This window comes from Xanthomonas sp. NCPPB 1325, from assembly GCF_041477645.2.
GTDB lineage: Bacteria > Pseudomonadota > Gammaproteobacteria > Xanthomonadales > Xanthomonadaceae > Xanthomonas > Xanthomonas cannabis.
The window spans coordinates 4,232,351-4,256,802 of record NZ_CM192985.1 but is presented as its reverse complement, the minus strand read 5'-3'; the positions used below and the strand labels follow the sequence as shown (position 1 = coordinate 4,256,802).

Sequence of the window (24,452 nt, the reverse complement as noted above, 5' to 3'; positions counted from 1 at the left end):
GAAGTGACTGCGCCTCATGCGCGGGAGAAGCCGTCGGCGAGGACCAGTGCGCGTGTCGGCTCGCTGCGGCGGCGCGTGTCCGGTGCCGGCAAGGCGCGGCATGCCGGGGCCGCCAGCTCACGCGCGGCATCGCGCCCGGGCGATGCGGACGGCATGGCAGACGGCGTGCGTTGCCGCGCAAGACGCGAGTTGGCGTAGCCCTGTGGATGCATCGACTGCCAACGCCAGGTGTCGCGGCACATGCGGTCCAGATCGTACTCGGCCGTCCAGCCCAGCAGCCGGTTGGCCAGTGCGGTACTGGCGAAGTACACGGCCACATCGCCCTCACGGCGCGGCACGATGCACAGTGGAATGCGCCGGCCACTGGCGCGCTCGAACGCGGCCGCCACCTCGCGCACGCTATAGCCGCGCCCGGTGCCCAGGTTCACCACCAGGCCCGTGCGCTCGCGCTGCAGGTAGTCGATGGCATCCACGTGTGCGCGGGCCAGGTCCATCACGTGCAGGTAGTCGCGTACACCGGTGCCGTCGTTGGTGGGGTAGTCGTCGCCGAAGACCTGCAAGGCGTCGCGACGACCGACCGCTACCTGCGCAATGTAGGGCATCAGGTTGTTCGGCACCCCGCGCGGATCCTCGCCGAGGTAGCCGCTGGGATGCGCGCCGACCGGGTTGAAGTAGCGCAGCAGCGCGGCGTTGAATTCCGGCCAGGCCGCACTCAGGTCGCCGATCATCTCTTCCATCATCAGCTTGGTGCGGCCATACGGGTTGATCGCCTTCAGCGGTGCGCTTTCCTCGATCGGGCTGGTATTGGCGTCGCCGTACACCGTCGCCGACGAACTGAACACCAGGTTGGCCACCTTGGCGGTGCGCATCGCGCGCAGCAGCGCCAGCGTGCCGGTCACGTTGTTGTTGAAGTACAGCAAAGGTTCGCGGACCGATTCGCCCACCGCCTTGAGCGCGGCAAAATGCAGCACCGCCCCGATGCGTTTGCTGCGCATCAGCTCGGCCAGCTCCGGCGCGCGCACATCCATGCGGTGGAATTCCGGCCGATAGCCCATCAGGTGCTGCAGATGGTCGAGCACGCGCTCGGATGAATTGCTGAGGTTGTCGACGATGCATACCTCGTGACCGCGCCGTGCCAGTTCGACGCAGGTATGCGAGCCGATATAGCCGGTGCCGCCGGTGACCAGAATTCTCATAGTTGTCTGCCTTGTGGGGAGCGCGGATGCGCTGGCCTGCCTATGGCGCGGATGCACCACCTCGCATGTCTCGATGCGTGTTGCGTGATGTCGCGCCAGCCGTGCAGAGCACCTGTGCCACGCACATCGGCGGGCAGGTCTGGGCAAGAGGAAGGGGTGTGTGCATCACTGTCCAACGCCACCCACGGTAGGCCGCGGCGCGTGAGAACCGTCGCAGCGATGGGTGTGTGCCACGCGAGTGCGACGTCGACCGGAACCTCATCTGCACGGTGCGTTGACGATCGCCCGTGTTAAGCGGCCGACCGATGCAGTGCAGGTCGCGCAAGCCGGCTGTACACCGGTTGTGTGGTCGATAGGGGCCGGCATGATCGCGCGCGCCCTGTGCTTGGCACGACGTTGCGAGCAGCCGCGACCGGGTGGAATGAATCTCTGCAGACACAAAAAAGCCCGCATCACCTCATCGGTGATGCGGGCTCTGCAACGCGCAGGCGTCAGAGCGTGACGGCGCCGCCGGCGATGGTCAGCAAGGTGCCGGAGGTGTAGCTGGCCGTGTCGGACGCCAGCATCACGTAGGCCGATGCCAGTTCCACCGGCTGACCGGGCCGGCCCATCGGCGTTTGCGAGCCGAAATTCTCTACCGACTCATCGTCCATACCGGAGGGAATGAACGGGGTCCAGATCGGCCCCGGCAGTACCGCGTTGACGCGGATGTTCTTCTCCGCCAGTACGCCGGCCAGGCCGATGGTGAGGTTGGCCAGCGCCCCTTTGGTGGCGGCATAGGGCAGGATGTTCGGCGTGGGTTTCTTGGACTGCACCGACGCGGTGTTGATGATGGAGCCACCATCGGTCATCAATGGCGCAGACAGGCGCACCAGGTTGAACACGGCATGCACGTTGGTGTCGAAGGTCTTGCGCCATTCGTCCAGCGTGATGTCCTCGAAGGTTTCGAAATACTTCTGGTAGCCGGCATTGTTGACCAGGATATCCAGCCCGCCGAAGGTGCTGTTGACCTTGTCGACCAACGCTGCCGCCTGGCTCGGGTCGCTGATGTCGCAACCGACCAGCAACGCCTTGACGCCGGCCTTCTCGATCAGCGCGCCGATCTTGGCCGCATCTTCCTGCTCGTCGGGCAGGAACGCGATTGCCACGTCTGCACCTTCGCGGGCGTAGGCAATGGCCACCGCCGCGCCGATGCCGCTGTCGCCACCGGTGATCAGGGCGCGCTTGCCCTTGAGTTGCCCGTGACCGACATAGCTGTCTTCGCCATGGTCCGGACGCGGGTCCATCTGGTCGGTGCGGCCGGGGAAGCTCTGCGGCTGCGGCTTGAAGGGCGGGCGCGGATAGTTGGGTACGGGCATGGTCGTCTCCTGACGGTTGCGGTGGAAGCGCGGGTTGACGGCCAGTGTGGATATGCAGACGTAAACATCCGGGTGAGGCGATGTCAGCGGCGCGTGTGCTGGCAGCCCCACACGCGCCGCTGCATTCACGCCATCGGTCGTACCGCGCAACGCACTGCTGGCGCTTGACCAAACCTTCATGCGCTTTTGCCGGCAGCACTCGATACTGCGCGCACCTGCAGGAGGTCACCCATGTTCTTTCGCCGTAACGGGCTGTCGTTGTGTCTGCTTGCGTTGACGCTGTTCTTTATCGGATGTCAGATCTACGCGGGTCTGCATGCCTATAACGCGGAACTCCGCGAACAGGGGCTGCCCACCTTGCAGCTGGCGGCCTATCTGCACAGTCCGCACTTCATGTCTGCGCTGTTCGAGAACTGGGAGAGCGAATTCCTGCAGATGGGCATGTACGTGCTACTGACCGTCAAGCTGCGTCAGGTCGGGTCGGCCGAATCACGTCCGCTCGATCCCGAAGAGGAGCGCACCGAGATCAAACCCGGCACCGCGCCATGGCCGGTACGCGCAGGCGGCGTATGGCTAAGGTTGTACGAGCATTCGCTGGCGATTGCGTTCGGCGCGCTGTTTCTGATGAGTTTTGTGCTGCATCTGATCGGCAGCTGGCGGCTGGAGCTGCTGGAGCGTGCGCAGAAAGGCTTGCCGCCGATCAGCGTGTTCGCGCATTTCACCGACGCCGGCTTCTGGTTCGAGTCGATGCAGAACTGGCAGAGCGAATTCCTGGCGGTGTTCTCGCTGGTGGTGTTGACCATCTGGCTGCGGCAGAAGGATTCGCCGCAATCCAAGCCGGTGCGGGCACCGCATTCCCAGACCGGCGGGTAACCGCAACGGCACCCTCGCAGGGCGCCGCCAGGCGGGCGCGGCCGTTGGTGCCGATACGCACCACTTCACGCCGTCACCCGGCGGCGTTCACCGCGTTGCAATGCGCGCCTGCCTAGGTTGGGGCCACGACGAACGCGCAGGAGATGAACGTGGGTAGCGAACCGAAAAAGCCGTGGGGCCCTGACGATGATCAGAGCAAGCCGTTTACGCCGCAGGAAAAGCGCAACGAGAACGTGGAGTGGAAGGTGCACGACATGCCCGACGAGGACCCGGATGTGAACAAGGCCGACCCCGAGCACGATTACGAACGTCCGGACGGCTCGGAAAAGCGCTGACACCGCACAGCGCGCAGCATGCACGGTGCCCGCAGATGCGGGCACCGTGCGTTTTGGGCCCATTCCCCGGCGCCATGCCTGCGGTACCCAGGATCGATGCACTGCGGCCACACCCAGCGGCCGCACTCAGCGGCCACATTTAGTGATGGTGGTGATACCCCACATCGGCCGCGATCTTGCCGCGGAACACGCGGTACGACCACACCGTATAGCCCAGCACCAGCGGCAGCAGCACGATCAGCCCGACCATCGGAAACATCTGCGACGAGGTGGGCGCGGCCGCCTGCCAGATGGTGTAGGTCGGTGGTACCAGATACGGCCACATGCCCAGCACCAGCCCGATGAAGCCCAGGACGAAGATGGCCAGCGTGAGCAGGAAGGGCACCGCATCATGGCGTGAGCGGTCGCTGCTGCGCCACAACGCCAGCGCTACCGCTGCGGTGACCACCGGAATCGGCGACAGCCACCAGAAGTTGCCATGCGCGAACCAGCGCGCCATCACGTGCGAGCTCAGAAACGGCAGCCAGGCGCTGACCAGCACCACGAATGTCACCACCACGCCGACCAGTGGCTTGGTGAGTTGCCGTGCCAGGGTGTGGGTGCGGCCGTCGGTCTTGAGGATCAGCCAGGTGCTGCCGAGCAGGGCGTAGCCGAACACCAGCGCCGCACCGGTGAGCATGGTGAACGGGCTGAACCAGCCGAATACCCCGGCCGTGTAGCGGCCGTTGTCCAGCGGCATGCCTTCCACCAGTGCCCCCAGGATGAGGCCCTGCGCGAAGGCGGTGAGGATCGAGCCGCCGATGAAGGACAGCGTCCACAGCCGGCGCGAGCGCTGCGCCTTGAAGCGGAACTCGAACGCCACGCCACGAAACACCAGCGCCATCACCATCAGCAGCACCGGCAGGTACAGCCCGGACAGGATCACCGCGTAGGCCGCCGGAAAGGCGGCGAACAAACCGGCCCCGCCAAGCACCAGCCAGGTCTCGTTGCCATCCCAGATCGGCGCGGCGGTGTTCATCATCAGATCCACCTCCTGCTCGTCGCGTGCGAACGGTGCCAGCATGCCCAACCCCAGGACGAAGCCATCCAGCACCACGTACATCAGTACGCCAAAGCCGATCACGCCGAACCACACCACCGGCAACCAGTAGCTCAGTTCCATGGAGTGTTCTCCTGTTCCAATGCGGTATCTGCTGCCGACAGCGGGCGCGCCGGCGTGTGCTCGCCGCCGGCCACGTCCGGGCCGTCGCGGCTGGCTTGCGGGCCCGCACGCACCAGCTTGACCAGATAGAAGATGCCGAACCCGAACACGAAGGCGTAGCCCAGCACATACACCAGCAACGACACCGTCACGGTGGCGGTGGACTGCGCACCCACCGCGTCGGCGGTGCGTAGCAGCCCATAGATCACCCACGGTTGCCGCCCGATCTCGGTGACGAACCAACCGGCCACCAGCGCGATGAAACCGGCCGGCAGCATGACGTTCCAGGCCAGCACCAGGGCCTTGGCATGCAAGCGCCCGCGCCACCAGGCAAGCGCAGACACCCAGGCCAGCAACAACATCGCCATCCCCAATCCCACCATGATGCGGAAGGCGAAGAACACCGGCGCCACCGGCGGTCGCTGATCGCGCGGCACCGAGGTCAACGGCGTGATGTCGCCGTCGGTCGTGTGGGTCAGGATCACGCTGCCCAGCCGCGGAATCGCCACCTCGTAGTCGTTGCGCTCGGCCTCGGCATCGGGCACGGCAAACACCACCAGCGGGACGCCGGCGCCATCGGCCTGCCGATGCCAGTGCGCTTCCATCGCGGCCACCTTCAACGGCTGATGCTCGAGCGTGTTCAAGCCATGCTGGTCACCAACCAGTACCTGGATCGGCAACACGATCGCCGCAAACGCCACTGCCAGCCGCAACATGCGCGCCGCGGCGTCCACATGCAGGCCCCGACGCAGGTAATACGCCCCCACGCCGCCCACCACGAAGCAGGTGGTGATGAACGAGCCCAGCGCCATGTGCGCCAGACGATACGGAAACGAGGGGTTGAAGATGATCTGCATCCAGCGTACCGGCTGCACGATGCCGTTGACCATCGCATAGCCCTGCGGTGTATGCAGCCAGCTGTTGGACGCCAGGATCCAGAACGTGGATACCAGCGTGCCGATCGCCACCATGCAGGTGGCAAAGAAGTGCAGCTTCTCCGAGACGCGTCCCCAGCCGAACAGCATCACGCCCAGGAAGCTGGCCTCCAGGAAGAACGCGGTCAGCACCTCGTAGCTCAGCAGCGGCCCGATCACACTGCCGGCGATGCGGCTGAGTTCGGGCCAGTTCGCGCCGAACTGGAAGGCCATCACGATGCCGCTGACCACACCCATGCCGAAGGACACCGCAAAGATGCGCAGCCAGAAGAAATACAGCCGCTTCCAGAGCGCATCGTGCGTGCGCAGCCAGCGCCACTCCAGAAACCCGAGCAGATTGGCCAGCCCGATGGTGAACGCGGGGAACAGCACGTGAAACGAGATGACAAAGGCAAACTGGATACGGGATAGCAGCAGCGCTTCCACAGGGGTCTCCCTAGTGCCGGGTGCGCGTGAGCGCGGTCAGGTGGTCACGGCGTAGTGGTCCGGGCAGGCGCGAGATGACACCGGGGCACGTCGTTGCCGTCTGCATGGGCGCTGCGCGCGCCGTCGGGGCGTCTGTCGCCAGCGTGCGCGCATGCGACCGCAAAAAGCGTGACGTGCCGCACCGGACGCAGCCGCAAGGCAGGGAATCGGCGGTGACCGCGCAAAGACCACACCGCAGCGCCGGCGACCTCAGGCGCTGCGCAGATGACGCAGGCAGCGTGGCGCCAGCCAGTCCGCCAGTGCAGCGTTCATCGAACCCGGGGTCAGGCACAGCGCATCGCGGACTGCCTTGATCGCCTCCTGTTCGCTGAGCTGCGGGCGGGCGTTGTAGGCCGCGCACACTGCGCGCACGGTGGCATCGGGCACGCCGTCGAACGGGTAATACCCGAGTTGTCCGCGGCGATGTTCGCCGCGCCAGTACTCCAATTGGTCTTGCACATCGGCCGGGCGATGTGCGGAAACTGCCTGCATGGGACACCTCTTGCGACACAATGGCGCCAATGTCTGCGGCAACACGGAACGGGCACGTGAGCGCGCCGTGCACGCGCTCTCCACACAGTGTGCGTAGGCTGTGGGTAACCCAGCGGGCCCGACATCGTCATCGAACGGGCTGTTCCGGCTGCAGCTGCGGCCACTCGCGTCGGCGCTGGCCACATCCCGTCGCCCCGCAACGCACCAGCGAGCTGATCCACTGGTTCGATCACACGACCTGACGCCGACGCGCGTTGCAGCGGCAGCAAACCTTGCACTGTTTGGCGTTTCGACACTCCCGGTACGGCGACCGGACCCAACCATGACCCTTGGCACTGGCAAATTCCAGCGCAGCCGTGCGTACTTCTGGCACATCATTCCGGCGAGCTCGACTTGGGGGAAGAGCGCCGTACGATCACGATGGTCGTGACCGCAACGTGCAATCTCGTGGTGACGCGCAGGCGCTTTTTCGCGCCGCCGTCACAATTCTCAACTGAACATGTATTAGGCATTGCGGACAGAAGCGCTCATGGACCGTCTTTCCTGCGCCATCATCGACGACGACGTGGAGTTCTGCGATCAGGTGGTGGAGTTGGCCACCGATAGCGGCTTCCGTGCCAAGGGCATCCACACCCTTGGCGAAGCCAGCCGTTGGCTGGACAGCAACTTTCCCGACCTGCTGGTCGTGGACGTTGGCCTGCCCGACGGCAGCGGTTTCGATCTCATCGAACGGCTCGACCCGGACCACACCCCGCAGATCGTGGTGGTCTCGGGCGATTACGCCTACGAGACCCAGGGCCGCGCCCACCAGTTCGGTGTCAGCGAGTTCCTGACCAAGCCGTTTGCACCCGAGCGCCTGGAGCGGGTGCTCGGTGGCCTGCGCGAAGCGCAGCAGGGCAACCTCGGCATCGTCGGCAACAGTGACAGCATCGTGATGCTGCGCAAGGACATCGTGCGAGTGGCGCCAACCGATCTGAATGTGCTGGTGACCGGCGAAACCGGCACCGGCAAGGATCTGGTGGCGCGTGCCATCCATCGGGTGTCGGGCCGTCGCGGCCGCTTCGTGCCGGTCAACTGTGGCGCGATCCCGGAAGAGCTGCTGGCCAGCCAGTTGTTCGGCCACGAGCGCGGCAGCTTCACCGGTGCCGATCGCCGCCATGCCGGATTTCTGGAGCAGGCGGCGGGCGGTACGCTGTTTCTGGATGAAATCGGCGAGATGCCCAAGCGGCTGCAGGTGTATCTGCTGCGCGCGATCGAGTCGCGCAGCTTCATGCGCGTGGGCGGGAACGAAGAGATCCCGCTGGACGCGCGCGTGGTGGCGGCCACCCATCAGCATGTGCAGCGCGAGCAGGCGGTATTGCGTGAGGACCTGTTCTATCGCCTCAACGAGTATCCCATCCAGGTGCCGCCGTTGCGCGAACGGCGCGGCGATGCGCGCGTGCTGGGGCTGCGGGTGATCGACGAGCTCAACGTCAAGTACGGCAAGCGTAAGCTGCCGACCAAGTCGCTGCTGCGCTATCTGGCGTACCACACCTGGCCGGGCAACGTGCGCGAGCTGCGCTCGTTCATCCACTATCTGTACCTGCGCTCGGACGGCGATCTGCTCAGTGCACCGGATGTGGAGCAGACCGTGCCGCAGGCCGACGAAGACGGGTTGCTGATTCCGGCCGGCTGGACCATGCGCCAGGCCGAGGACGCCATGATCGAGTCGGCGCTGGCGCGCACGCGCTTCAACAAGAAGGCGGCCGCACGCGAGCTGGGGATCAGCGTGCGCACCCTGCACAATCGCCTCAGCGACAAGGACGCCTAGTGGTCGACGCTTCGCGGGGACGGCGGCGCGAGCTGCTGCATCAGTTGCGCAACCGGCTCAATGTGATGGGCTTTGCGTTGTATGCCTTGCGCAGCGAGGCCTCCAAACCGCTGGAGACGCTGCGCAACGCACATCAATCGGCCACCGAATTGCTCAACCAGCTGGGCGAAGAAGAACGCGCGCAGCACCGCGCCGACGGCCTCCAGGCGGAGATGCCGCCAGGCGACATGTCCCGCAACGATGCCGCCGGTCAGTGATGCTCGGCCGCTTGCGCCTGGTCGCTCAATAGCGTGGTGATGGTGCGCGGGTTGTAGGGCTTCATGCAGTACGACAGGTGCGCAAAGCGCTGCGGCAGGGTGTAGCGGTCGTAGCCAGAGCAGAACGAGAATGGCACGCCACGCTCGAGCAGGGCGTCTGCCACCGGAAAAACCGCCTGCCCCCGCACGTTGACGTCCAGCAGCGCGCCATCGATGGCCTGGCCCGAGGCGACCAGCGACAGCGCTTCTGGGACGTTGCCCACCGGCCCCACCACACGGACACCGGCTTCCACCAGCAGGTCGTTGAGCGATTCGGCCAACAGGTAATCGTCTTCCACCACCAGGATGCGACGGCCGTTGAGCGGATTGTCGAGCATGTGACCTCCTGAGCGACGCGCGATCAGCCGATGCGCGGCACATGGTGCGCGCAGCGGCGGTTAACGCAGTGCGTAAGCAGGCACTTCCAAGACCGGTCCGTGCAAGGCAGCCGGCACACCTGAGGTTTGCTGCAAGTGCCGGGTGTGCGCGATCATCCCGGCTTGCGCTTGATCACCGGCGCCGACGATACGACGCGGACATGATCGAAGACGACGCTTTTCCCGACGACACCGTGCCGGAGTCCTCCAGGCACGCGCCATTGTTCATTCTTGGCGTGGGTGCGGCCGGCCTGGACGCCACACGGCTGGCCGAACTGCTCGACGCGGTTGCAGGCGCGGCCAACCTCACGGTCATGCTGCTGCTGCGCGATCGGCAACTGCTCGACCCGGTCCGCCTGCGCGAACTGCTTGGTGCGCAGGCCAGTCTGTTGCTGGTCCCCGACGATGGCGACCGCCTGCAGCCGGGGCGTTTCTACCTGCCGCCCGACGGCGCCGTGGTCACCCTCGAAGAAGGCTGCCTGCGGTTGCGGCCGCTCAATGGCGAAAGCGGGCACGGCTTGATCGACAGCTTCTTCGTGTCGATGGCGCACGACCAGGATGGCAACGTGATCGGTCTGATCATGGGCAATACCGAAGGCGACGGCACCCTGGGCACCGCAGCGATCAAGGAGTGCGGTGGGCTGGCGCTGGCGGTGGACGACCCCTCCCTGCACGAACTGGATCTGCGCAGCGCCAGCAACCCGGCCGCAATCACCGACGACATCCTGCCGTTGCCACGGGTGGCTGCGCGTATAGCCGCGCACATGCAGCGCCACCACAGTTTCGGGCATGCGCTGCCGGTCGGCGTGCGCAACGGCAGCGAAAACGATCAGTTGAGCCAGGTGGCCAGCATCCTGCGCAACACCACCGGGCACGACTTCCACGGCTACAAGCGCGCGACCTTCCTGCGGCGGGTGCAGCGCCGCATGCAGGTGGTGCAGGTCGAGGCGCTCGAGCACTACCTGGAGGTGCTGCGCAACCGTTTCGATGAACCGCTGCTGCTGTTCAACGATCTGTTGATCGGGGTGACCCAGTTCTTCCGCGATCGTCGCGAGTTCGAGTTTCTCGAAGAGCAGGTGATTCCGCGCCTGTTCCAGGGCAAGCACCTGGGCGATCATCTGCGCGTGTGGGTGCTGGGATGCTCCACCGGCGAGGAGGCCTATTCGCTGGCGATGCTGCTGCGCGAACATGCCGAAACGCTGGACGCCCCGCCGCGCATCCAGATCTTCGCCAGCGACATCGACGGACGGGCACTGGCCACCGCGCGGGTAGGGCGCTACTCGTCGAGCATCGTCGGCGAAGTGGCACCGGAGCGCCTGCGGCGCTGGTTCGTGAAGGAAGGCGATACCTATGTGGTGCGCAAGGAGTTGCGCGAGCTGTGCGTGTTTTCCCAGCACAGCATCGTCAAGGACCCGCCCTTCTCGCGGCTGGATCTGGTGTCCTGCCGCAACCTGCTGATCTATCTGGATGCAGAGTTGCAGAACCGGGTGATCCCGATCTTTCATTTTGCGCTCAAGCCAGGCGGCTACCTGTTCCTGGGCAACGCGGAAAACGTCTCGCGGCACGCCAAGCTGTTCGCGCCGGTGGAGCGCAGCTTTCGGGTGTTCCAGAAGATCGATGCCGACAACCGTGTGCATGCCACCTTTCCCACGTTGCCGCACGCGCCCGCCAGCCGGGTGCTGGCACCGCCGCAGCCTCAGCGCAGCTCCAGCAATGCGCTGGTGCGAGCCGGCGAGCGGATCGCCGACCGTTACGCGCCGGCGTATGCAGTGCTCGACGAGCATTTCGACGTGCTGCATTTTTCCTCGCAGGCCGGGCGCTTCATCCGTCCCGGCGGCGGCGCGCCCAGCCTCAACCTGGTCAACCTCATCCATCGCGACCTGCGGCTGGACCTGCGCAGTGCGTTGACCCGCGCCGAAGCAGAAAGGGTGCCGGTGCAGATCAGGGGCATCCAGATACACGAAGATGCCTCGGCATGGGCGGTGGACCTGTTTGTGGAGCCCACCTCCGATTCGGAAGTTCCGCGCGGCTATGTGGTGCTGTTTCAGGAGGTGGAAGCGCGCGAGTTGCTGGAACTGACCGGCCCGCGCGATGCGGCTGCCGACAGCGGTCACGTGCAGGTGCTCGAGAACGAGCTGCGCATCACCCGTGAACGGCTGCAGTCGATGATCGAGGAGCTGGAGAGCACCAACGAAGAGCTCAAGTCCTCCAACGAAGAATATCAATCGCTCAACGAAGAACTGCAGAGCGCCAACGAGGAGCTGGAAACCTCCAAGGAAGAGCTGCAGTCGGTGAACGAGGAAGTCACCACCGTCAATGGCGAGCTGGCGCACCGCGTGCAGGAGCTGGCGCATGCCAACAGCGACCTGAAGAACCTGCTGGAAAGTACCCAGATCGCCACGGTGTTCCTGGACAACGACCTGCGCGTGACCAACTTCACCCCGGCGGTGACCGACATCCTGCCGCTGGTGGAAAGCGATATCCACCGGCCGATCAGCCATATCAAGCTGCATGTGGCCTACGACGAATTGCAGGACGATGTGCGACGGGTGATCCGCACCCTGGCCGTGCTCGACCGCGAGGTCGAGAATCCGTCCACGCGCGCGCGCTACATGGTGCGCGTGCTGCCGTACCGCACCGTGGACAACTTCATCGGCGGCGCGGTGCTCACCTTCATGGATGTCACCCCGCTGACGCGCGCCGAGCGCGCGCTGCGCAGCAGCGAGCAGCGCCTGCGAACCTTGATGGAAGGCATCCCCCAGCTGGTCTGGCGCTCGCTGGATGGAGGCCACTGGACCTGGTCGAGCCCGCAGTGGTCCAGCTATACCGGGCAGAGCGATGCCGAAAGCCTGGAGCTGGGCTGGTTGCAGGCGGTGCACCCGGATGAGCGCGAGCTCACCATGAACGCGTGGCACGCCAGTGCACGGACCGGCGGGCTGGATGTGGAGCACCGCCTGTTCAATGCAGCCGAGCGTGGCTATCGCTGGTTTCATACACGCAGTGCAGCGGTGCGTGACGAGCGCGGCCGGGTCCTGGAATGGCTGGGCACGTCCACCGAATCGGACAACCTGCGCCGGCTGCAGGAACAACAGCGCGTGCTGGTGACCGAGCTGCAGCATCGCACCCGCAACCTGATCACCGTGGTGCAATCGGTGGCCAAGCAGACCATGCAGAGCAGCCACGGCATGCCGGACTTCGCTGCCAAGTTCGAAGACCGGCTATCGGCGTTGTCGCGCGTGCAGGGGTTGTTGTCGCAATCGGACAACGAGCCCACCACCATCGGTGCCTTGCTGCGCATGGAGCTGGATGCGCTGGGCGCCGCACCGGATCAGCATCGCATCATCGTCGATGGCCCGGATGTGGCCTTGCGCAAATCCACCGTGCAGACGCTTGCGTTGGCGTTGCACGAGCTGGCGACCAACGCGCTCAAGTACGGTGCGCTGGCAGTGGACACCGGCACCTTGATGATCCGCTGGGACGTGGTCACGACCGACGACATCCCGGCGCGCCTGGTGTTGCGGTGGATCGAGGAAGGTGCCAACCAGCAGCTGCGCGACGACCGCGACGAGGCCGGCGGGTTCGGACGCCGCCTGATCGAAAAAGCGCTGCCCTACAGCCACGGCGCGCAGACCCGCTACGAGCTCAGCGACACCCGGCTGGAGTGCGAGATCCAGCTGCCGCTCAATCCCGTGAACGGGTAAGCCGGCGGGCATTCGCTGCGTGTGGACGGGTGAGGGTGCAGCAACGCAGGTTGTCTGAGCGACCGGTGGGAAGCCGTGCGCGTCAGGGGTAAAGGCTGCCTGCCTTGGTGTGCGTGACTGCACGCGAACGCACGACGCGCGTGCATGCCGCAACCTGGCCATCGCGTTGCTCAGCCGAGGCCAGCAAGCGCTGCGGGCAAGGCCCGCGCACGGTTGTGCTGCGTCATTGCTGCATGTGCTTTGCAAGGCGCTGCCGTCGCGCTCGGCGCTGCGGTGGAGCGACATGCAACGTACGGTTGTGCCGGTGCCCACGGCAGATCCTGCAGCTGCCATCCGCCACAGCAACCTCTGCTGCGCGAATCTGGCACACCTGCTCGCGGCAGGCGCGCTCGATGCGGAAAATCCTGCGCTGCGGTGCATATCTTGCGACCCATTCGCGCCTCGCAATGACAGCGTGCTGGGTGAAGCAGGCGCAAACGCCTGCACCGTCAAGGTCTGCGCCAGTCAAAAACTTGGCGCGCATTGTGCGTAAGCACTGATGTCATCTAGATGCACAGTGGAGTAGTCATGATTACCCGCATTTTTCAGTTGTCCGCCCGTGTGGCGAGCAACGCGTGGGTCGAGGTCGGTGTGGGGGCCGATGCCGACATCCTGGTCGCCGATCGTGGTGGCAAACGCGAGGAGCGCGCCACCTTCGGACGGCGTCCGCCCGGCCAACAACGTTCGATCCATATGCAGGAGCCGGCCTGGTTGGGCGGTGTCGACCTGGCCATCTGGGAGACCCAGCGCTGCGCCATTCCGTTGTGCGGATTTGTCTGCACGGCGTCCGCCGATGGCACCACCGCAGCGACCTGGCTGAGCCCGGATGGCGGCGCGCTGTATGCGGCAGGCTTGCGCAACGTGATGGACATCGGCGGTCGTCTCCAGATGGGATTTTCGTTGTTGGTGGCCTCGTCGGCGAGCATGCCCACGCATCGTCCGCTCTGCATCGCTGGCGACGTGCGGTCATGGTTGCAGATGGGTGGCACCGAGGCCATGCGGCATCTGGCGCCGTGGCGGCTGGAGCGTTGCACGGCAGCGGCGGGCGTGCGGCCGGAATGGGCGAACGAAACACGTCCGCCGTCCGTGGCTCGCGCGTGAGCCTGCCGCCACGCAACAACGACAAGGGGCCCGTCGGGCCCCTTGTTGATTGCGGTAATGCCTTGCAGTGACGCCTGCCACAGCGAGCGGTCATCACCAACAGCGATCCGCTCGGTCCTTCAGGCGATGACGTCGCGCAATCGGTCCGTGCGCCCGCGCATCGCCCAGCTATGTCTGCGACGTGTCGTCGTCGGTTTGCTCACGCGCCCGCTGCTGTGCGTCGATGTGCTGCTGCTTGCCATAGGTGCCGCTCTGGCCAAAGTTGGGCTGCGTGCTGCCATCGCGCTCGGCGTGCCCGTCGGGCTCGCCTTCGCCCAGACTGCCGCCACGGCCATGGCCACGCTGGGTGAGTTCTTCCGGCTTGCCGTCACGCGGCGGCGGCATGTCGCCCGTCTGCGACGCAGAGGGATCGGCGCGGCCGCGGCCATCTTCGGATGCGTCGGTTCCGCTGCCGCGGTAAGCCGACTGACGCGCGTCGTGCGTATCGAGTGTGGTCTTGTCGTTCATGCCAACTCCTGAAGTGTGCCAATAAAAAGCCCGGGTCGCTGACGGCCCGGGCCGGGATGGGCGCGGTGGCGCCCATCGGGTCTAGCGCTGAATGTCGCCGGTGGTGGAGCCGGCGCCCGGGCCTGCCCCCAGGTCTGCACCGGTCACGCGATCCAGTTCCGGGTTCGACAGCAGACGCTGCGACATCGCATCCAGCGCAGCGGTCTGTGTCTTGTCCAATGCCACCGTCGCCGAGCCATCGCCACCGTCCACGGCCGCCTGCTGTTCGCGGTCGGCCACCACTTCCCACTGCTCGCCCGCATTCCATGGGCCAACCATGTCGCCTTCGCCTTGGGAGGTGTTGTAGTACTTGTCGGTAAAGCGCGGGTCGCCCGGCAACTTGCCCGGCGGGAAGTTGGGTTCGATCGAATACAGCGCCTTCTCGAACGACTTCTGGTGCGCCACTTCGCGCGTCATCAGGAAGCGCAACGCATCCACGATGCCCGGGTCGTCGGTGACATTGATCAGGCGCTCGTAGACCAGCTTGGCGCGTGCTTCGGCGGCGATGTTGGAGCGCATGTCGGCGGTGGGGCAACCGATGCTGTCCACATACGCCGCCGTCCACGGCACACCGCTGGAATTGACCAGCGCCGGGCCGCCACCATACAGAATCTGCTGAGTGTGGCTGGTGCTGTTCTGGGTCATGGAACGCATCTCCATGGCCTCTTCCATGCCTTCGGACAGCACCGCCTTCGGCCCCTTGTTGAGCATGGCGATGATCGAGCCAATGATTTCCAGATGGCTGATTTCTTCGGTGGCGATATCGAACAACAGGTCCTTGCGGCCCGGATCGTCTTCACCCAGCGCCTGGGTGAAATAGCGCATCGCGGCGGCGAGTTCGCCTTGCGGTCCGCCGAACTGTTCGAGCATCAGCGTGGCCAGATCCGGATTGGGCTGGGCGACGCGGACGGTGTACATCAACCGCTTGTTGTGCATAAACATAGAGATGCTCCATGGCTGGCGCCCAGCAACTACAACCACTCAGGGAGCGGGCAGAAACGTGGGGCTTGGCTTTCAGGATGACCGCACGGGGCGGCAAACGCAGGGCGGCAGGGCCGCCCTGCGCGATGACTCAGGCCGCTTTGCTGGCCTTGGATGCCTTCTGATTGCCGGATGCCTTCTGATTGCCGCCCTGCTCTGCAAGCAGGGTCAGCTTCTCGTCGGTGGCTTTTTCTTCTTCCAGCGTGGCCAGCAACAGCGGCAGCGCATCGGCATAGCCCAGCTGCTTGGCCATCGCGGCGATGGTGCCGTACGAGGCGATCTCGTAATGCTCCACCTTCTGCGCGCCGCCGATCAACGCGGCATCGCGCACCGGGCCGGCTTCGATTTCGTCGATGACTTCGCGGCTCTCTTCCACCAGGCCTTCCATGGCGGCGCACTTGATGCGCTTGAGCTTGATGCCCAACACCTCGACCACCTGGTCGATGCGTTCGATCTGACCCTGGGTTTCTTCCAGATGGGTTTCAAAGGCCTCTTTCAGCTTCGGCTCGGTGGCAGCACGTGCAAGCCGCGGCAGCGACTTGGTCAGCTGCTTCTCGGCGCTGTAGATATCGGACAGTTCGTGGATGAAAAGCTCTTCGACAGTCTTGATCGCCATGGATGGCTCCTTTCGGTTGGTCAGAGGTTGAAACGCGGCACTTCACCGCTTGGCGGTGACGCGTGACTTGTTGTGCGCGTTCGAGAAGCAAGCACGATGACTGCCGTAAACTCGAAGCGTTGCTGCGTGATCGCTAAGCTAGTCCTGCGAGTGTTAGCGCGATTGGTGGAAACGGTGATCCCGACGCGATGCCGGCCTGGGCCGTGACGCAATGCGCGTCACCCAAGGGTGATCGAGCCGGAGCGTGCGAGGCTGGCTTCGAAGCCCTCCTGAAGCACGGTGCGCGCGCAGCTCTCGCGCGTATCGGTCTCGGCCGTCGTGCAATCGCGTGGCACCGCAATGGACAGGCCGCGCGCAACGGCGTCGACGGCGGTGGCCAGCACGCACACGTCCAGTGCCACGCCGGTGATCACCACCTGGTCGACCTGCAGGTCCTTCAACAGGGGCGCCAGCGGCGTATGCCCGAACGCCGAATGCGTGGGCTTGAGCATCCGGTAGTCCTGCGGTTGCGGCGCCAGCAGCCGTGCGATGTCGCAACCGCGCGCGTCGGGCTGCGCAGCAAGGGCGATGATGCTCGGCAGGTCGGCGTGCCAGTCTGAAACGTTGTCGTTGATGTAGATCACCGGCCGCTGTGCCTGGCGGAAGCGCGCAGCCAGTGCGTGGATGCTGTGGGCCGCACCTTGTGCACGGTGTGCGAGCTGCTCGCCGCCGTCGAAGTCGAAGCGGTTGAACATGTCGATGATCAGCAAGGCCGGGCGTGACAGGCTCATGCGGCACTTCCGGCGCAACGCGGTGCGCTGGCGTTGTGTCGTGCGGACGTGGCTGCGTGCGTCGGCAGGGCCGTGCCTGCGTGCAGCGTGAGATCGAACACCATTGCGCATGCACCTCATCGTTGGGGATGTGGGCAGGCTATGCGCGCGGCGTACATCGGCAATGAACGTCTTGTCGAGGACATGTCTGCGCACGCCGCGCGCAGATGCGCTACAACCGTGTTTCCTTTGCACGGGAGATGCGCATGACGCCACTGGATAAACCGCTACGCCGCGAGCTGCAGATCGGCGAGCAGGCCTATACGCTGATCATCGATCCGGACGGCCTGAAGCTGGTGGAGAAAGGCAAGCGCAAGGGCGTGACCTTGCGCTGGGACGCGCTGGTCAGTGGCGATGCGGCGCTGGCCACCGCGTTGCAGGCATCGCTGGGCGAGGCATGAGCCCGCCGCGCAGGCAGCTCAGCCCGATGCGAACAGGCGCGCCAATTCGCGTACCGCCGCTTCGGAGGCGGCCCGGTCCGGTGCGGCATCGGCATTGTTGAAGTCGTTGGCACCTTGCGACTGCACCAGCAGCCCGTCACGCCGCGGCACCACGTTGAGATTGTGGCCGCGCCAGACCAACCCGTAGGTCACTTCCGGTTGCGGGATCAGGCGCGCGGTCTGCCCGCGCACCGGGATCACGCTCTCGTCGCCCAGCAAGGCGCGTGCGCCATAGCCGGTGGCGTTGATGAGGATCTTTTCGCGCAGGTCGCCGAACTGGCGCGGACTGTCGAAGTTGCGCGTGACCAGCTCGCCGCCGGCCTGCAGGAAGTCCTGCAACAACAGGCGTGCATAGGCGCTGATGTTGAAGGTCAGCTGGCTGTAGCGGCGCACGAATGGTACCGGAAACGGATGGCTGCCGGCAGCGACCGGTTGCGAGTGCGGGCCCAGATCGTGCAATAGCGTGCGTTCCAGCGCGGGATAGTCCGGCTCGTGCGCCTCGGCCGAGGCGATCGGTTGGTCGAACGGCACATCCGACAAGGCGTAGCCATCGCGCCATTCGATCGGCTCGCCCGGCAGGCCCAGCAAGGTCTGGTATCGGCGAAAGGAAATCCGCGCCATCTCCTGCCAGCGTGTCTTGAAGTCCGTCGTGGCGTACTCACTGGTGCACACACGCGAATCCGGCGACCACACGCCGGTGGCATAGAACGAGCGCACGTCCGGCAGGCGCTCGCGCGCATAGATGCGCACGCGCAGCCCGGCGCGTTGCGCCACCAACGCCGTGGTCAGCCCGATCGCGCCGCACCCGATCACCGCCAGCTCGCGCGCATCCGCATCGGCGGCGCGCACCAACCGCACTGCGTGCTCGGCAGCACCCCACGACAGCGACCAGCCGCTGCCACCGTGGCCGTAGTTGTGCACCACCGTCTTGCGCCCGATGCGCTCGGCCTCGATGCGCGGGCCCTGCGCCCGGAACGGGCGCGTGCAGCCATCGATGGCGATGATGCGATCGACCGAGGCGCGGATCGGTACCAGTGCAGGTGCGGCGGCGAAGGGCAGCGGTGCGCCGATCGGCAGCGCTGCAGAGGGCAGGGCTGCGGCCGCCGGCGTGCGGCTCGCGGCCCAGCCGCCGGTCGATGCAGCCGCAAGCGCCACGCCGGCGCTGCGCAGGAAGTGACGGCGGTCCATGCGACTCCTTACGATCTGATCGGGTGTGGGCGGCACGCTGCAGCGTGCGGCAACGCCGCTCCGCCCAGCATGATACGCGCGCTGGCGCGGCCGCACCGGACGACCCACACGGCCGCGCTGGCTGCGCACACCGGGCCTGCCGTGCGGGTACGCCGCCCGGGTTCGTCGCCCGATCGCGGCACTTGAGGCGGCGCTGGTGGCCATTCGTCGCTTCGGGCGTTGGCGACGGCAGGTGCCGGCTATGCTCGCTCCTGTCCCAGCCCTGCGAGTTGCCCGTCCGTGTCTGCCAGCGTCTTCCTGATCGTACGCATCGTGTTCGCCTGGGCTGCCGCCCTGGTGGTGGCTGCCATCATGTGGGCGCAGCTGTTCGGTTCCACCGGGGCGTTCTTCGGCCTGATCTGCACCGTGCTGCTGACGCTGGCGTTGATGAGTTCGATCACGCATGTGCGGCGCGTGCGGCTGATCGCCGGGCGGCTGGATCACGACACCTTGTCCACCCGCCAGCGGCGCCAGATCGAAGTGCCGCTGGATGTGCGGGCCAGCTTTGCGGTGGTGGAAGAGGCGGTGCGCGCCCTGCCGCGCGTGCAGGACATCGAATGCGCGCCGGGCAGCCTGCTGATCCGCGCCAAGATCCGGCGCATCGACCCGTACGAGGGCCGCCAGCCGTCGCGCTGGAATCTGTTTGCACGCTTTGCCATCACCCACAACACGGTGCTGGTGACGATTGCGCCAGGGCAGGGCACCAGCAGCGTCACCGTGCTGTGCGAGCCCGACGCCGGCGCCTGGGTGGACCTGTTTGCGGTGGACGAGGGCAGCAACTTCGAAAACGCCGAGGCGATCAATCGCGCGGTGGTGCGCCGGGTCGGCGAGCAGCGTCGCGACGAACAGGCTGCAGCCGAGCAGTCGGTGATGGAGAAGGAACTGGCGGTGGCGCGCCTGAACCTGCTGCACGCCCAGGTCGAACCGCACTTTCTGTACAACACCCTGGCCAGCGCGCAGGTGCTGGCGCGTACCGACCCGCCACGCGCCGACATCATGCTCGGGCACCTGATCCAGTACCTGCGCAGCTCGCTGCCCAGCGCCGACGGCGCCATCTCCACCTTGGGCGAAGAACTCGAGCGCACCCAGGCCTACCTGGAGATCCTGCGCATCCGCATGGGCACGCGGTTGGCCCTGCAGGTGGAAGTGCCGTACGAGCTACGCGGCCTGCAGCTGCCGTCGATGATGCTGCAGACGCTGGTGGAAAACGCCATCAAGCACGGCCTGGAGCCCAAGCCCGGCGGTGGCACGGTGTGGATCCTGGCGCGTCGCCTGGACGACCACGCCACGCTAACCGTGGCCGACGACGGCCAGGGCTTCAACACGCACAGCCAGGGCACCGGCATCGGCCTGAAGAACCTGCGCGAGCGCCTGCAGCTGATCTATGCCGGCAAGGCGAGCTTTGCCATCGTGTCCAATTTCCCCAGCGGCGTGGCGGCCACCCTCACCCTGCCGCTGCCGGCGCAGCTGGTCGCGACGCGGTCGCCGCCGCCGTTGCCCGGCACCGCAACCGCACCCGCCCCGCAGGTGCAGGCATGAGCGCGCTGCGTGCGGTGATCGCCGAGGACGAGGCGCTGCTGCGGCAGTCGCTGCTGACGTTGCTGGGCGAGGTGTGCCCGCAGCTGCAGGTGGTGGGCGAATGCGAGGACGGTGCCGGCGCGCTGGAGACCATCGCCACCGAGCAACCGGATGTGGTGTTTCTGGATATCCGCATGCCCGGCCTCACCGGCATCGAGGTGGCGCGTGGCATGCGCGAGGTCAGCCCGCGCACGCAGGTGGTGTTCGTCACCGCCTACGACCAGTACGCCATCGATGCGTTCGAACACGGCGCGGTGGACTACCTGCTCAAACCGATCAGCCGCGAGCGGCTGCAGGCCACCTGGCAACGCGTGCAGCAACGTGCCGCCGCCGGCCAGCCGGACAGCAGCCTGCTGGAGGCGTTGTTGCAACGCCTGTCCGCGCGTCCCGCCGCGCCCGCGGCCGCTCCGCCGCTGGCCTGGCTCACCGCCAGCAGCGGGCGCGAGACGCGCCTGATCGCGCTGGATGAGGTGGCGTATTTCCAGGCCGATCAGAAATACACCACGGTGATGACCGCGGCCGGCGAAGCGGTGTTGCGCACGCCATTGCGCGAACTGCTGGATGTGCTGGACCCGCAGGTGTTCAAGCAGATCCACCGCTCGACCATCGTCAACATGAAGGCGGTGGCCTCGGTGGTGCGCGAGGACACCGGCAAGGGCCGGCTGGCGCTGCGCGGCCGCAGCGAGACGCTCACCGTCAGCCAGCCGTTCATGAGCCTGTTCCGCGGCATGTAACCCCGCCCATCCCCCATCCCCCATCCCGCATCGATACGAAGGACTGCCTCCATGCGCCTGATCGCCTCCCTGGTGTATTGCCTGCTCGCCCTGGCCGGTTGCCACGAACGCAACGGCACCACCTCGATCACCCGCGCCATCAGCGATGGCCGCGAGGTGATCTTCAGCAAGACCCTGGTCACCGCCACCGAAACCAACGTGCATTGCCTGGCCAGCAGCAGTGGCCGCTGCCACTACCTGATCTACGAGGAGCACTGCCCGCCGGCCACGGTTGCCGGCAACGTGCCGGCGCCGGCCTGCGTGCGCCGGACCCTGGACAGCTTTGCGCTGACGCCGGGCCAGGTCCGCGCAGTGCGTGGCATCCCGGCAGCGGCACACACCTGCGTGGATTTGAGTGTGCCCGGCGCCGATTGCCACGGCTGAGCCGCAGCACACAGCCTGCGTCTGCTGTCCGCCGGGGGGCCGATGCCGCGTTCCGGGCACGCGGCCGCATAGCCGTCTCGAGACAAGCCTGAATACGCACTGACGATCAGCGGCCGCTTCTGCGATCATTGCCGGCTTGTTGCCGGTTCACGGCGCCCTCACTGCCAGGCTACTCATGTCCGAACACTCGTTGCGCCGCGACGTCGGCCCCTTTGCGCTCATGCTCACCGGGCTGGGCTCGATCATTGGTTCCGGCTGGCTGTTCGGCGCCTGGCGCGCGGCCGGCCTGGCCGGCCCGGGTGCGATCTGGGCCTGGATTCTGGGCGCGGCGATCATCACCACCATCGCGCTGTCGTATGCCGAGCTGGGCGCCATGTTCCCCGAATCCGGCGGCATGGTGCGCTACAGCCATTACTCGCATGGCTCGCTGGTGGGCTTCATCGCCGGCTGGGCCAACTGGATCGCCATCGTGTCGGTGATCCCGGTGGAAGCCGAGGCCTCGGTGCAGTACATGGCCTCCTGGCCCTGGGCGTGGGCGCAAGGGCTCTACGTGCAGGCACCTGGCGGGGCCGGTGAATTGTCGGTGCCGGGCCTGCTGATCTCGGCGGTGCTGGTGCTGGTGTACTTCTTCCTGAATTTCTGGAGCGTCAAGCTGTTTGCGCGTTCCAACACGCTGATCACCGTGTTCAAGCTGGTGGTGCCCGCGGCGACCGGCGTGGCGCTGATCGCCAGCGGCTTCCACAGCGAGAACTTCAGCGTGGGCATCCACGGCGATGCGCACGTGATCGATCTGGCCGCGGTGCTGACCGCGGTGGCCACCGCAGGCATCGTCTTCAGCTTCAACGGCTTCCAGAGCCCGGTGAACCTGGCCGGCGAAGCGCGCAATCCCGGGCGCAGCATTCCGTTCGCGGTGCTCGGTTCGATCGCGCTGGCCACGGTGGTCTACGTGATCCTGCAGGTGGCCTACATCGGCGCGGTGCCGCCGGACCTGCTGGCCAAGGCCGGCTGGCACGGCATCGATTTCCGCTCGCCGTTCGCCGAGCTGGCCATCATCGTCAACCTGCATTGGCTGGCGATGCTGCTGTACATCGATGCCTTCGTGAGCCCCAGCGGCACCGGCATCACCTACACCGCCACCACCGCGCGCATGGTCTACGGCATGGAAAAGAACGGCACCATGCCCGCCGTGCTGGGCAAGCTGCACCCGGTGTGGGGCGTGCCGCGCATGGCGATGTTCTTCAACCTGGCGGTGTCGTTCGTGTTCCTGTTCTTCTTCCGCGGTTGGGGCACGCTGGCCGCGGTGATCTCGGTGGCGACCATCATTTCCTACCTCACCGGGCCGATCAGTGCGATGGCGCTGCGCCGCCATGCGCCGGAGCTGCATCGCCCGCTGCGCATCGCCGCCTTGCCGGTGCTGGCCGGCGTCGCGTTCGTGATGGCCACCGAGCTGCTGTACTGGGCGCGCTGGCCGCTGACCGGCGAGATCATCCTGCTGATGGTCGTGGCGTTGCCGGTGTACTGCTACTACCAGGCCAAGCAGGGCTGGCCGGACCTGCGCCGCAACCTCAAGGGCGCGGCCTGGATGATCTGCTACCTGCCCACCATCGCGCTGGTGTCCTGGGCTGGCAGTACCGACTTCGGTGGCCATGGCTACCTCAGCTACGGCACCGACCTGGCCGTGGTCGCCGCGGTCGGCGCGGTGTTCTACATCTGGGGCGTGCGCAGCGGCTGGCGCACCCCCTCGGTGGAGAAGGCGGTGGCACAGGCGTGAGTGCTCACAGGTTCGGCTGCGCTGCCAGGAGCCGGCGCCCGTCAACCGGCTGGCAGTGACCGCTGGGACTCAACAAGAACGGCCGGTGCAGTGCGCACCGGCCGTTCTTGTTTGCAGCGGAATCAGTGCTGCAGGCAGCGCGTTTTATCGGTCAACGCGTCGCTGCATCGCCATCGCGGCCCTGGTCAGGAATTGACCACCAGCCGTGGCGCGCCATCGAAGCGGTCGAGGTCGCGCAGCAGCTCCGTATAGCGGCGCAGCCGGCCCATTTCGCGCATGTTGACGATGTCTTCGTGGCGCAGCTCGCGCTTGGAGGTCACTTCCTGCTTGTAACGCAGCACTTCCGGGTAGCGGCGGGTCATGTCCAGCGCGTCGGCAACACATTCCACCGAGTCGGCGTCCGGCGTCACCCGGGCGCGGCTGTTGAAGGCGCGCAACCAGCGCTCGAAACCGGCGCTGTGGTCGAACAGGTCGGCGATGTACCACATGATGAACAGGATCGACACCCACGAGGTAAAGATGATGACGATGCGACTGAAGGTGAGGTGGTAGTCGTTCTGCCACAGCTGGTGCGTGATCACGCCCAGCAGCACCAGCGAGATCGCCTGCCAGCCGATGATCGAGGCGATCACCCATTGCTTCTTGGCCACCTTGAGCAGATCGAGCTCTTCGTCGAGCTGCGCGTCGGTCTTGTCGCGCCAGTAGGCCACCTGCTCGTCGAAGGAGCGCCGATGGAGTGCATTGTCCTGCAATAGCAGGCCCAAACCCTGGAACAAAGCGATCATGACAAGCTCCTGACGGATGGCTGGTACGAACGGCTTGCTGCAACGGCGGTTGCCGTGCCCTGGAGCGACCGGTATGCCACTCGCGCGGCGTGCGGCTGTCGGACGGCCCTAGTTCTAGCACTTTCGCCGTGCATGGCAATGCCCGAGGCGAACCGGTGGCCGCGAAATCCTGCGCACCTGCGCACAAAACGCTGAATTCAGGCGAATTTGGCGCGGCGGTGCTACATCGCGCATGTTTCGCTCGCCCGATCTTGTTGCACTGCACACCAGGTGATGCGGCAATGACGCGGTGCGGCGAATGTGGGCAAGCCGCATTGCCGGGTATCGTCGCGACGAAGTGGCCTGTGTTGCCTGGCGCACTCG

General features: G+C 66.0%; 23 protein-coding genes. 11 read left to right on the top strand and 12 right to left on the bottom strand.

Going from position 1 to position 24,452, the window contains the following annotated elements; genetic code table 11:
- Positions 1-14: 14 nt before the first annotated feature.
- Positions 15-1,196, bottom strand: coding sequence for a UDP-glucose 4-epimerase GalE (gene galE, locus ACCQ10_RS17975; protein ID WP_372361463.1), 1,182 nt, complete (start codon positions 1,194-1,196; stop codon positions 15-17).
- Positions 1,197-1,687: 491 nt separating this feature from the next.
- Positions 1,688-2,554 carry an SDR family oxidoreductase gene (locus ACCQ10_RS17970; protein ID WP_372361462.1) on the bottom strand — a complete coding sequence of 289 codons (867 nt, stop codon included), beginning with the start codon at positions 2,552-2,554 and terminating at the stop codon, positions 1,688-1,690.
- A gap of 231 nt (positions 2,555-2,785) precedes the next feature.
- Between ACCQ10_RS17970 and ACCQ10_RS17965 the strand changes: the two genes are divergently transcribed.
- Together ACCQ10_RS17965 and ACCQ10_RS17960 are read left to right on the top strand one after the other, a co-directional pair.
- Positions 2,786-3,427 carry a DUF6766 family protein gene (locus ACCQ10_RS17965; protein WP_372361461.1) on the top strand — a complete coding sequence of 214 codons (642 nt, stop codon included), beginning with the start codon at positions 2,786-2,788 and terminating at the stop codon, positions 3,425-3,427.
- Positions 3,428-3,570: 143 nt separating this feature from the next.
- Positions 3,571-3,762 (top strand): hypothetical protein, encoded by a 192-nt coding sequence (locus tag ACCQ10_RS17960; protein WP_372361460.1) that lies wholly within the window; start codon positions 3,571-3,573, stop codon positions 3,760-3,762.
- A 139-nt stretch (positions 3,763-3,901) separates the two neighbouring features.
- Here the strand turns inward: ACCQ10_RS17960 and cydB are convergent, their stop codons facing one another.
- From cydB to ACCQ10_RS17945, 3 genes are all read right to left on the bottom strand, one after another.
- Positions 3,902-4,924: a cytochrome d ubiquinol oxidase subunit II gene (gene cydB, locus ACCQ10_RS17955; RefSeq protein ID WP_372361459.1), complete on the bottom strand. Its 1,023-nt coding sequence runs from the start codon at positions 4,922-4,924 to the stop codon at positions 3,902-3,904.
- On the bottom strand, positions 4,915-6,324 hold the full coding sequence (locus tag ACCQ10_RS17950; protein WP_372361458.1) for a cytochrome ubiquinol oxidase subunit I: 1,410 nt from the start codon (positions 6,322-6,324) through the stop codon (positions 4,915-4,917). Before ACCQ10_RS17950 ends, cydB begins: the two co-directional genes overlap by 10 nt.
- 249 nt (positions 6,325-6,573) lie before the next feature.
- Positions 6,574-6,855: a hypothetical protein gene (locus ACCQ10_RS17945; protein WP_047694764.1), complete on the bottom strand. Its 282-nt coding sequence runs from the start codon at positions 6,853-6,855 to the stop codon at positions 6,574-6,576.
- Between the two features lie 529 nt (positions 6,856-7,384).
- Between ACCQ10_RS17945 and ACCQ10_RS17940 the strand changes: the two genes are divergently transcribed.
- Positions 7,385-8,665, top strand: coding sequence for a sigma-54-dependent transcriptional regulator (locus ACCQ10_RS17940; RefSeq protein WP_184555780.1), 1,281 nt, complete (start codon positions 7,385-7,387; stop codon positions 8,663-8,665).
- Positions 8,665-8,922 carry a hypothetical protein gene (locus tag ACCQ10_RS17935; RefSeq protein ID WP_372361457.1) on the top strand — a complete coding sequence of 86 codons (258 nt, stop codon included), beginning with the start codon at positions 8,665-8,667 and terminating at the stop codon, positions 8,920-8,922. The genes ACCQ10_RS17940 and ACCQ10_RS17935 overlap by 1 nt, the downstream gene beginning before the upstream one ends.
- Here the strand turns inward: ACCQ10_RS17935 and ACCQ10_RS17930 are convergent.
- Positions 8,916-9,299, bottom strand: coding sequence for a response regulator (locus tag ACCQ10_RS17930; protein WP_039405835.1), 384 nt, complete (start codon positions 9,297-9,299; stop codon positions 8,916-8,918). The two genes, ACCQ10_RS17935 and ACCQ10_RS17930, sit on opposite strands and share 7 nt — an antisense overlap.
- A 200-nt stretch (positions 9,300-9,499) precedes the next feature.
- Here ACCQ10_RS17930 and ACCQ10_RS17925 point away from each other — a divergent pair, with 200 nt between their 5' ends.
- Together ACCQ10_RS17925 and ACCQ10_RS17920 are read left to right on the top strand one after the other, a co-directional pair.
- Positions 9,500-13,039, top strand: a complete 3,540-nt coding sequence (locus ACCQ10_RS17925; RefSeq protein WP_372361456.1) for a CheR family methyltransferase — start codon at positions 9,500-9,502, stop codon at positions 13,037-13,039.
- A gap of 567 nt (positions 13,040-13,606) precedes the next feature.
- Positions 13,607-14,179, top strand: a complete 573-nt coding sequence (locus tag ACCQ10_RS17920; RefSeq protein ID WP_184441612.1) for a hypothetical protein — start codon at positions 13,607-13,609, stop codon at positions 14,177-14,179.
- A gap of 168 nt (positions 14,180-14,347) precedes the next feature.
- On the opposite strand, the gene ACCQ10_RS17915 is transcribed toward ACCQ10_RS17920, so the two are convergent.
- The 4 genes from ACCQ10_RS17915 to ACCQ10_RS17900 form a co-directional block, all read right to left on the bottom strand.
- Positions 14,348-14,686: a hypothetical protein gene (locus ACCQ10_RS17915; protein ID WP_372361455.1), complete on the bottom strand. Its 339-nt coding sequence runs from the start codon at positions 14,684-14,686 to the stop codon at positions 14,348-14,350.
- Between the two features lie 81 nt (positions 14,687-14,767).
- Positions 14,768-15,667, bottom strand: a complete 900-nt coding sequence (locus tag ACCQ10_RS17910; protein ID WP_039405823.1) for a manganese catalase family protein — start codon at positions 15,665-15,667, stop codon at positions 14,768-14,770.
- Positions 15,668-15,797: 130 nt separating this feature from the next.
- A complete protein-coding gene (locus ACCQ10_RS17905) occupies positions 15,798-16,322 on the bottom strand; it encodes a YciE/YciF ferroxidase family protein (RefSeq protein ID WP_372361454.1) in 525 nt (174 codons plus the stop codon).
- A gap of 218 nt (positions 16,323-16,540) precedes the next feature.
- Positions 16,541-17,092: a cysteine hydrolase family protein gene (locus tag ACCQ10_RS17900; RefSeq protein ID WP_372361453.1), complete on the bottom strand. Its 552-nt coding sequence runs from the start codon at positions 17,090-17,092 to the stop codon at positions 16,541-16,543.
- 245 nt (positions 17,093-17,337) lie between these two features.
- On the opposite strand from ACCQ10_RS17900, the gene ACCQ10_RS17895 reads away from it, so the two are divergent.
- Positions 17,338-17,532: a hypothetical protein gene (locus ACCQ10_RS17895; RefSeq protein WP_039405970.1), complete on the top strand. Its 195-nt coding sequence runs from the start codon at positions 17,338-17,340 to the stop codon at positions 17,530-17,532.
- An 18-nt stretch (positions 17,533-17,550) separates the two neighbouring features.
- Here the strand turns inward: ACCQ10_RS17895 and ACCQ10_RS17890 are convergent, their stop codons facing one another.
- Positions 17,551-18,759 carry an FAD-dependent oxidoreductase gene (locus ACCQ10_RS17890; protein WP_372361452.1) on the bottom strand — a complete coding sequence of 403 codons (1,209 nt, stop codon included), beginning with the start codon at positions 18,757-18,759 and terminating at the stop codon, positions 17,551-17,553.
- Positions 18,760-19,038: 279 nt separating this feature from the next.
- Between ACCQ10_RS17890 and ACCQ10_RS17885 the strand changes: the two genes are divergently transcribed.
- The 4 genes from ACCQ10_RS17885 (at position 19,039) to ACCQ10_RS17870 (ending at position 23,304) form a co-directional block, all read left to right on the top strand.
- Positions 19,039-20,337 (top strand): sensor histidine kinase, encoded by a 1,299-nt coding sequence (locus ACCQ10_RS17885; protein ID WP_228314846.1) that lies wholly within the window; start codon positions 19,039-19,041, stop codon positions 20,335-20,337.
- Positions 20,334-21,110: a LytR/AlgR family response regulator transcription factor gene (locus tag ACCQ10_RS17880; protein ID WP_372361451.1), complete on the top strand. Its 777-nt coding sequence runs from the start codon at positions 20,334-20,336 to the stop codon at positions 21,108-21,110. The genes ACCQ10_RS17885 and ACCQ10_RS17880 overlap by 4 nt, the downstream gene beginning before the upstream one ends.
- 51 nt (positions 21,111-21,161) lie before the next feature.
- The gene (locus tag ACCQ10_RS17875) at positions 21,162-21,533 is read left to right on the top strand and encodes a hypothetical protein (protein WP_372361450.1); all 372 of its coding nucleotides are present in this window, start codon (positions 21,162-21,164) and stop codon (positions 21,531-21,533) included.
- Positions 21,534-21,708: 175 nt separating this feature from the next.
- Positions 21,709-23,304 (top strand): APC family permease, encoded by a 1,596-nt coding sequence (locus ACCQ10_RS17870; protein WP_047694783.1) that lies wholly within the window; start codon positions 21,709-21,711, stop codon positions 23,302-23,304.
- A 185-nt stretch (positions 23,305-23,489) separates the two neighbouring features.
- On the opposite strand, the gene ACCQ10_RS17865 is transcribed toward ACCQ10_RS17870, so the two are convergent.
- Positions 23,490-24,089, bottom strand: coding sequence for a hypothetical protein (locus tag ACCQ10_RS17865; RefSeq protein WP_039405802.1), 600 nt, complete (start codon positions 24,087-24,089; stop codon positions 23,490-23,492).
- Between the last annotated feature and the right edge of the window lie 363 nt (positions 24,090-24,452).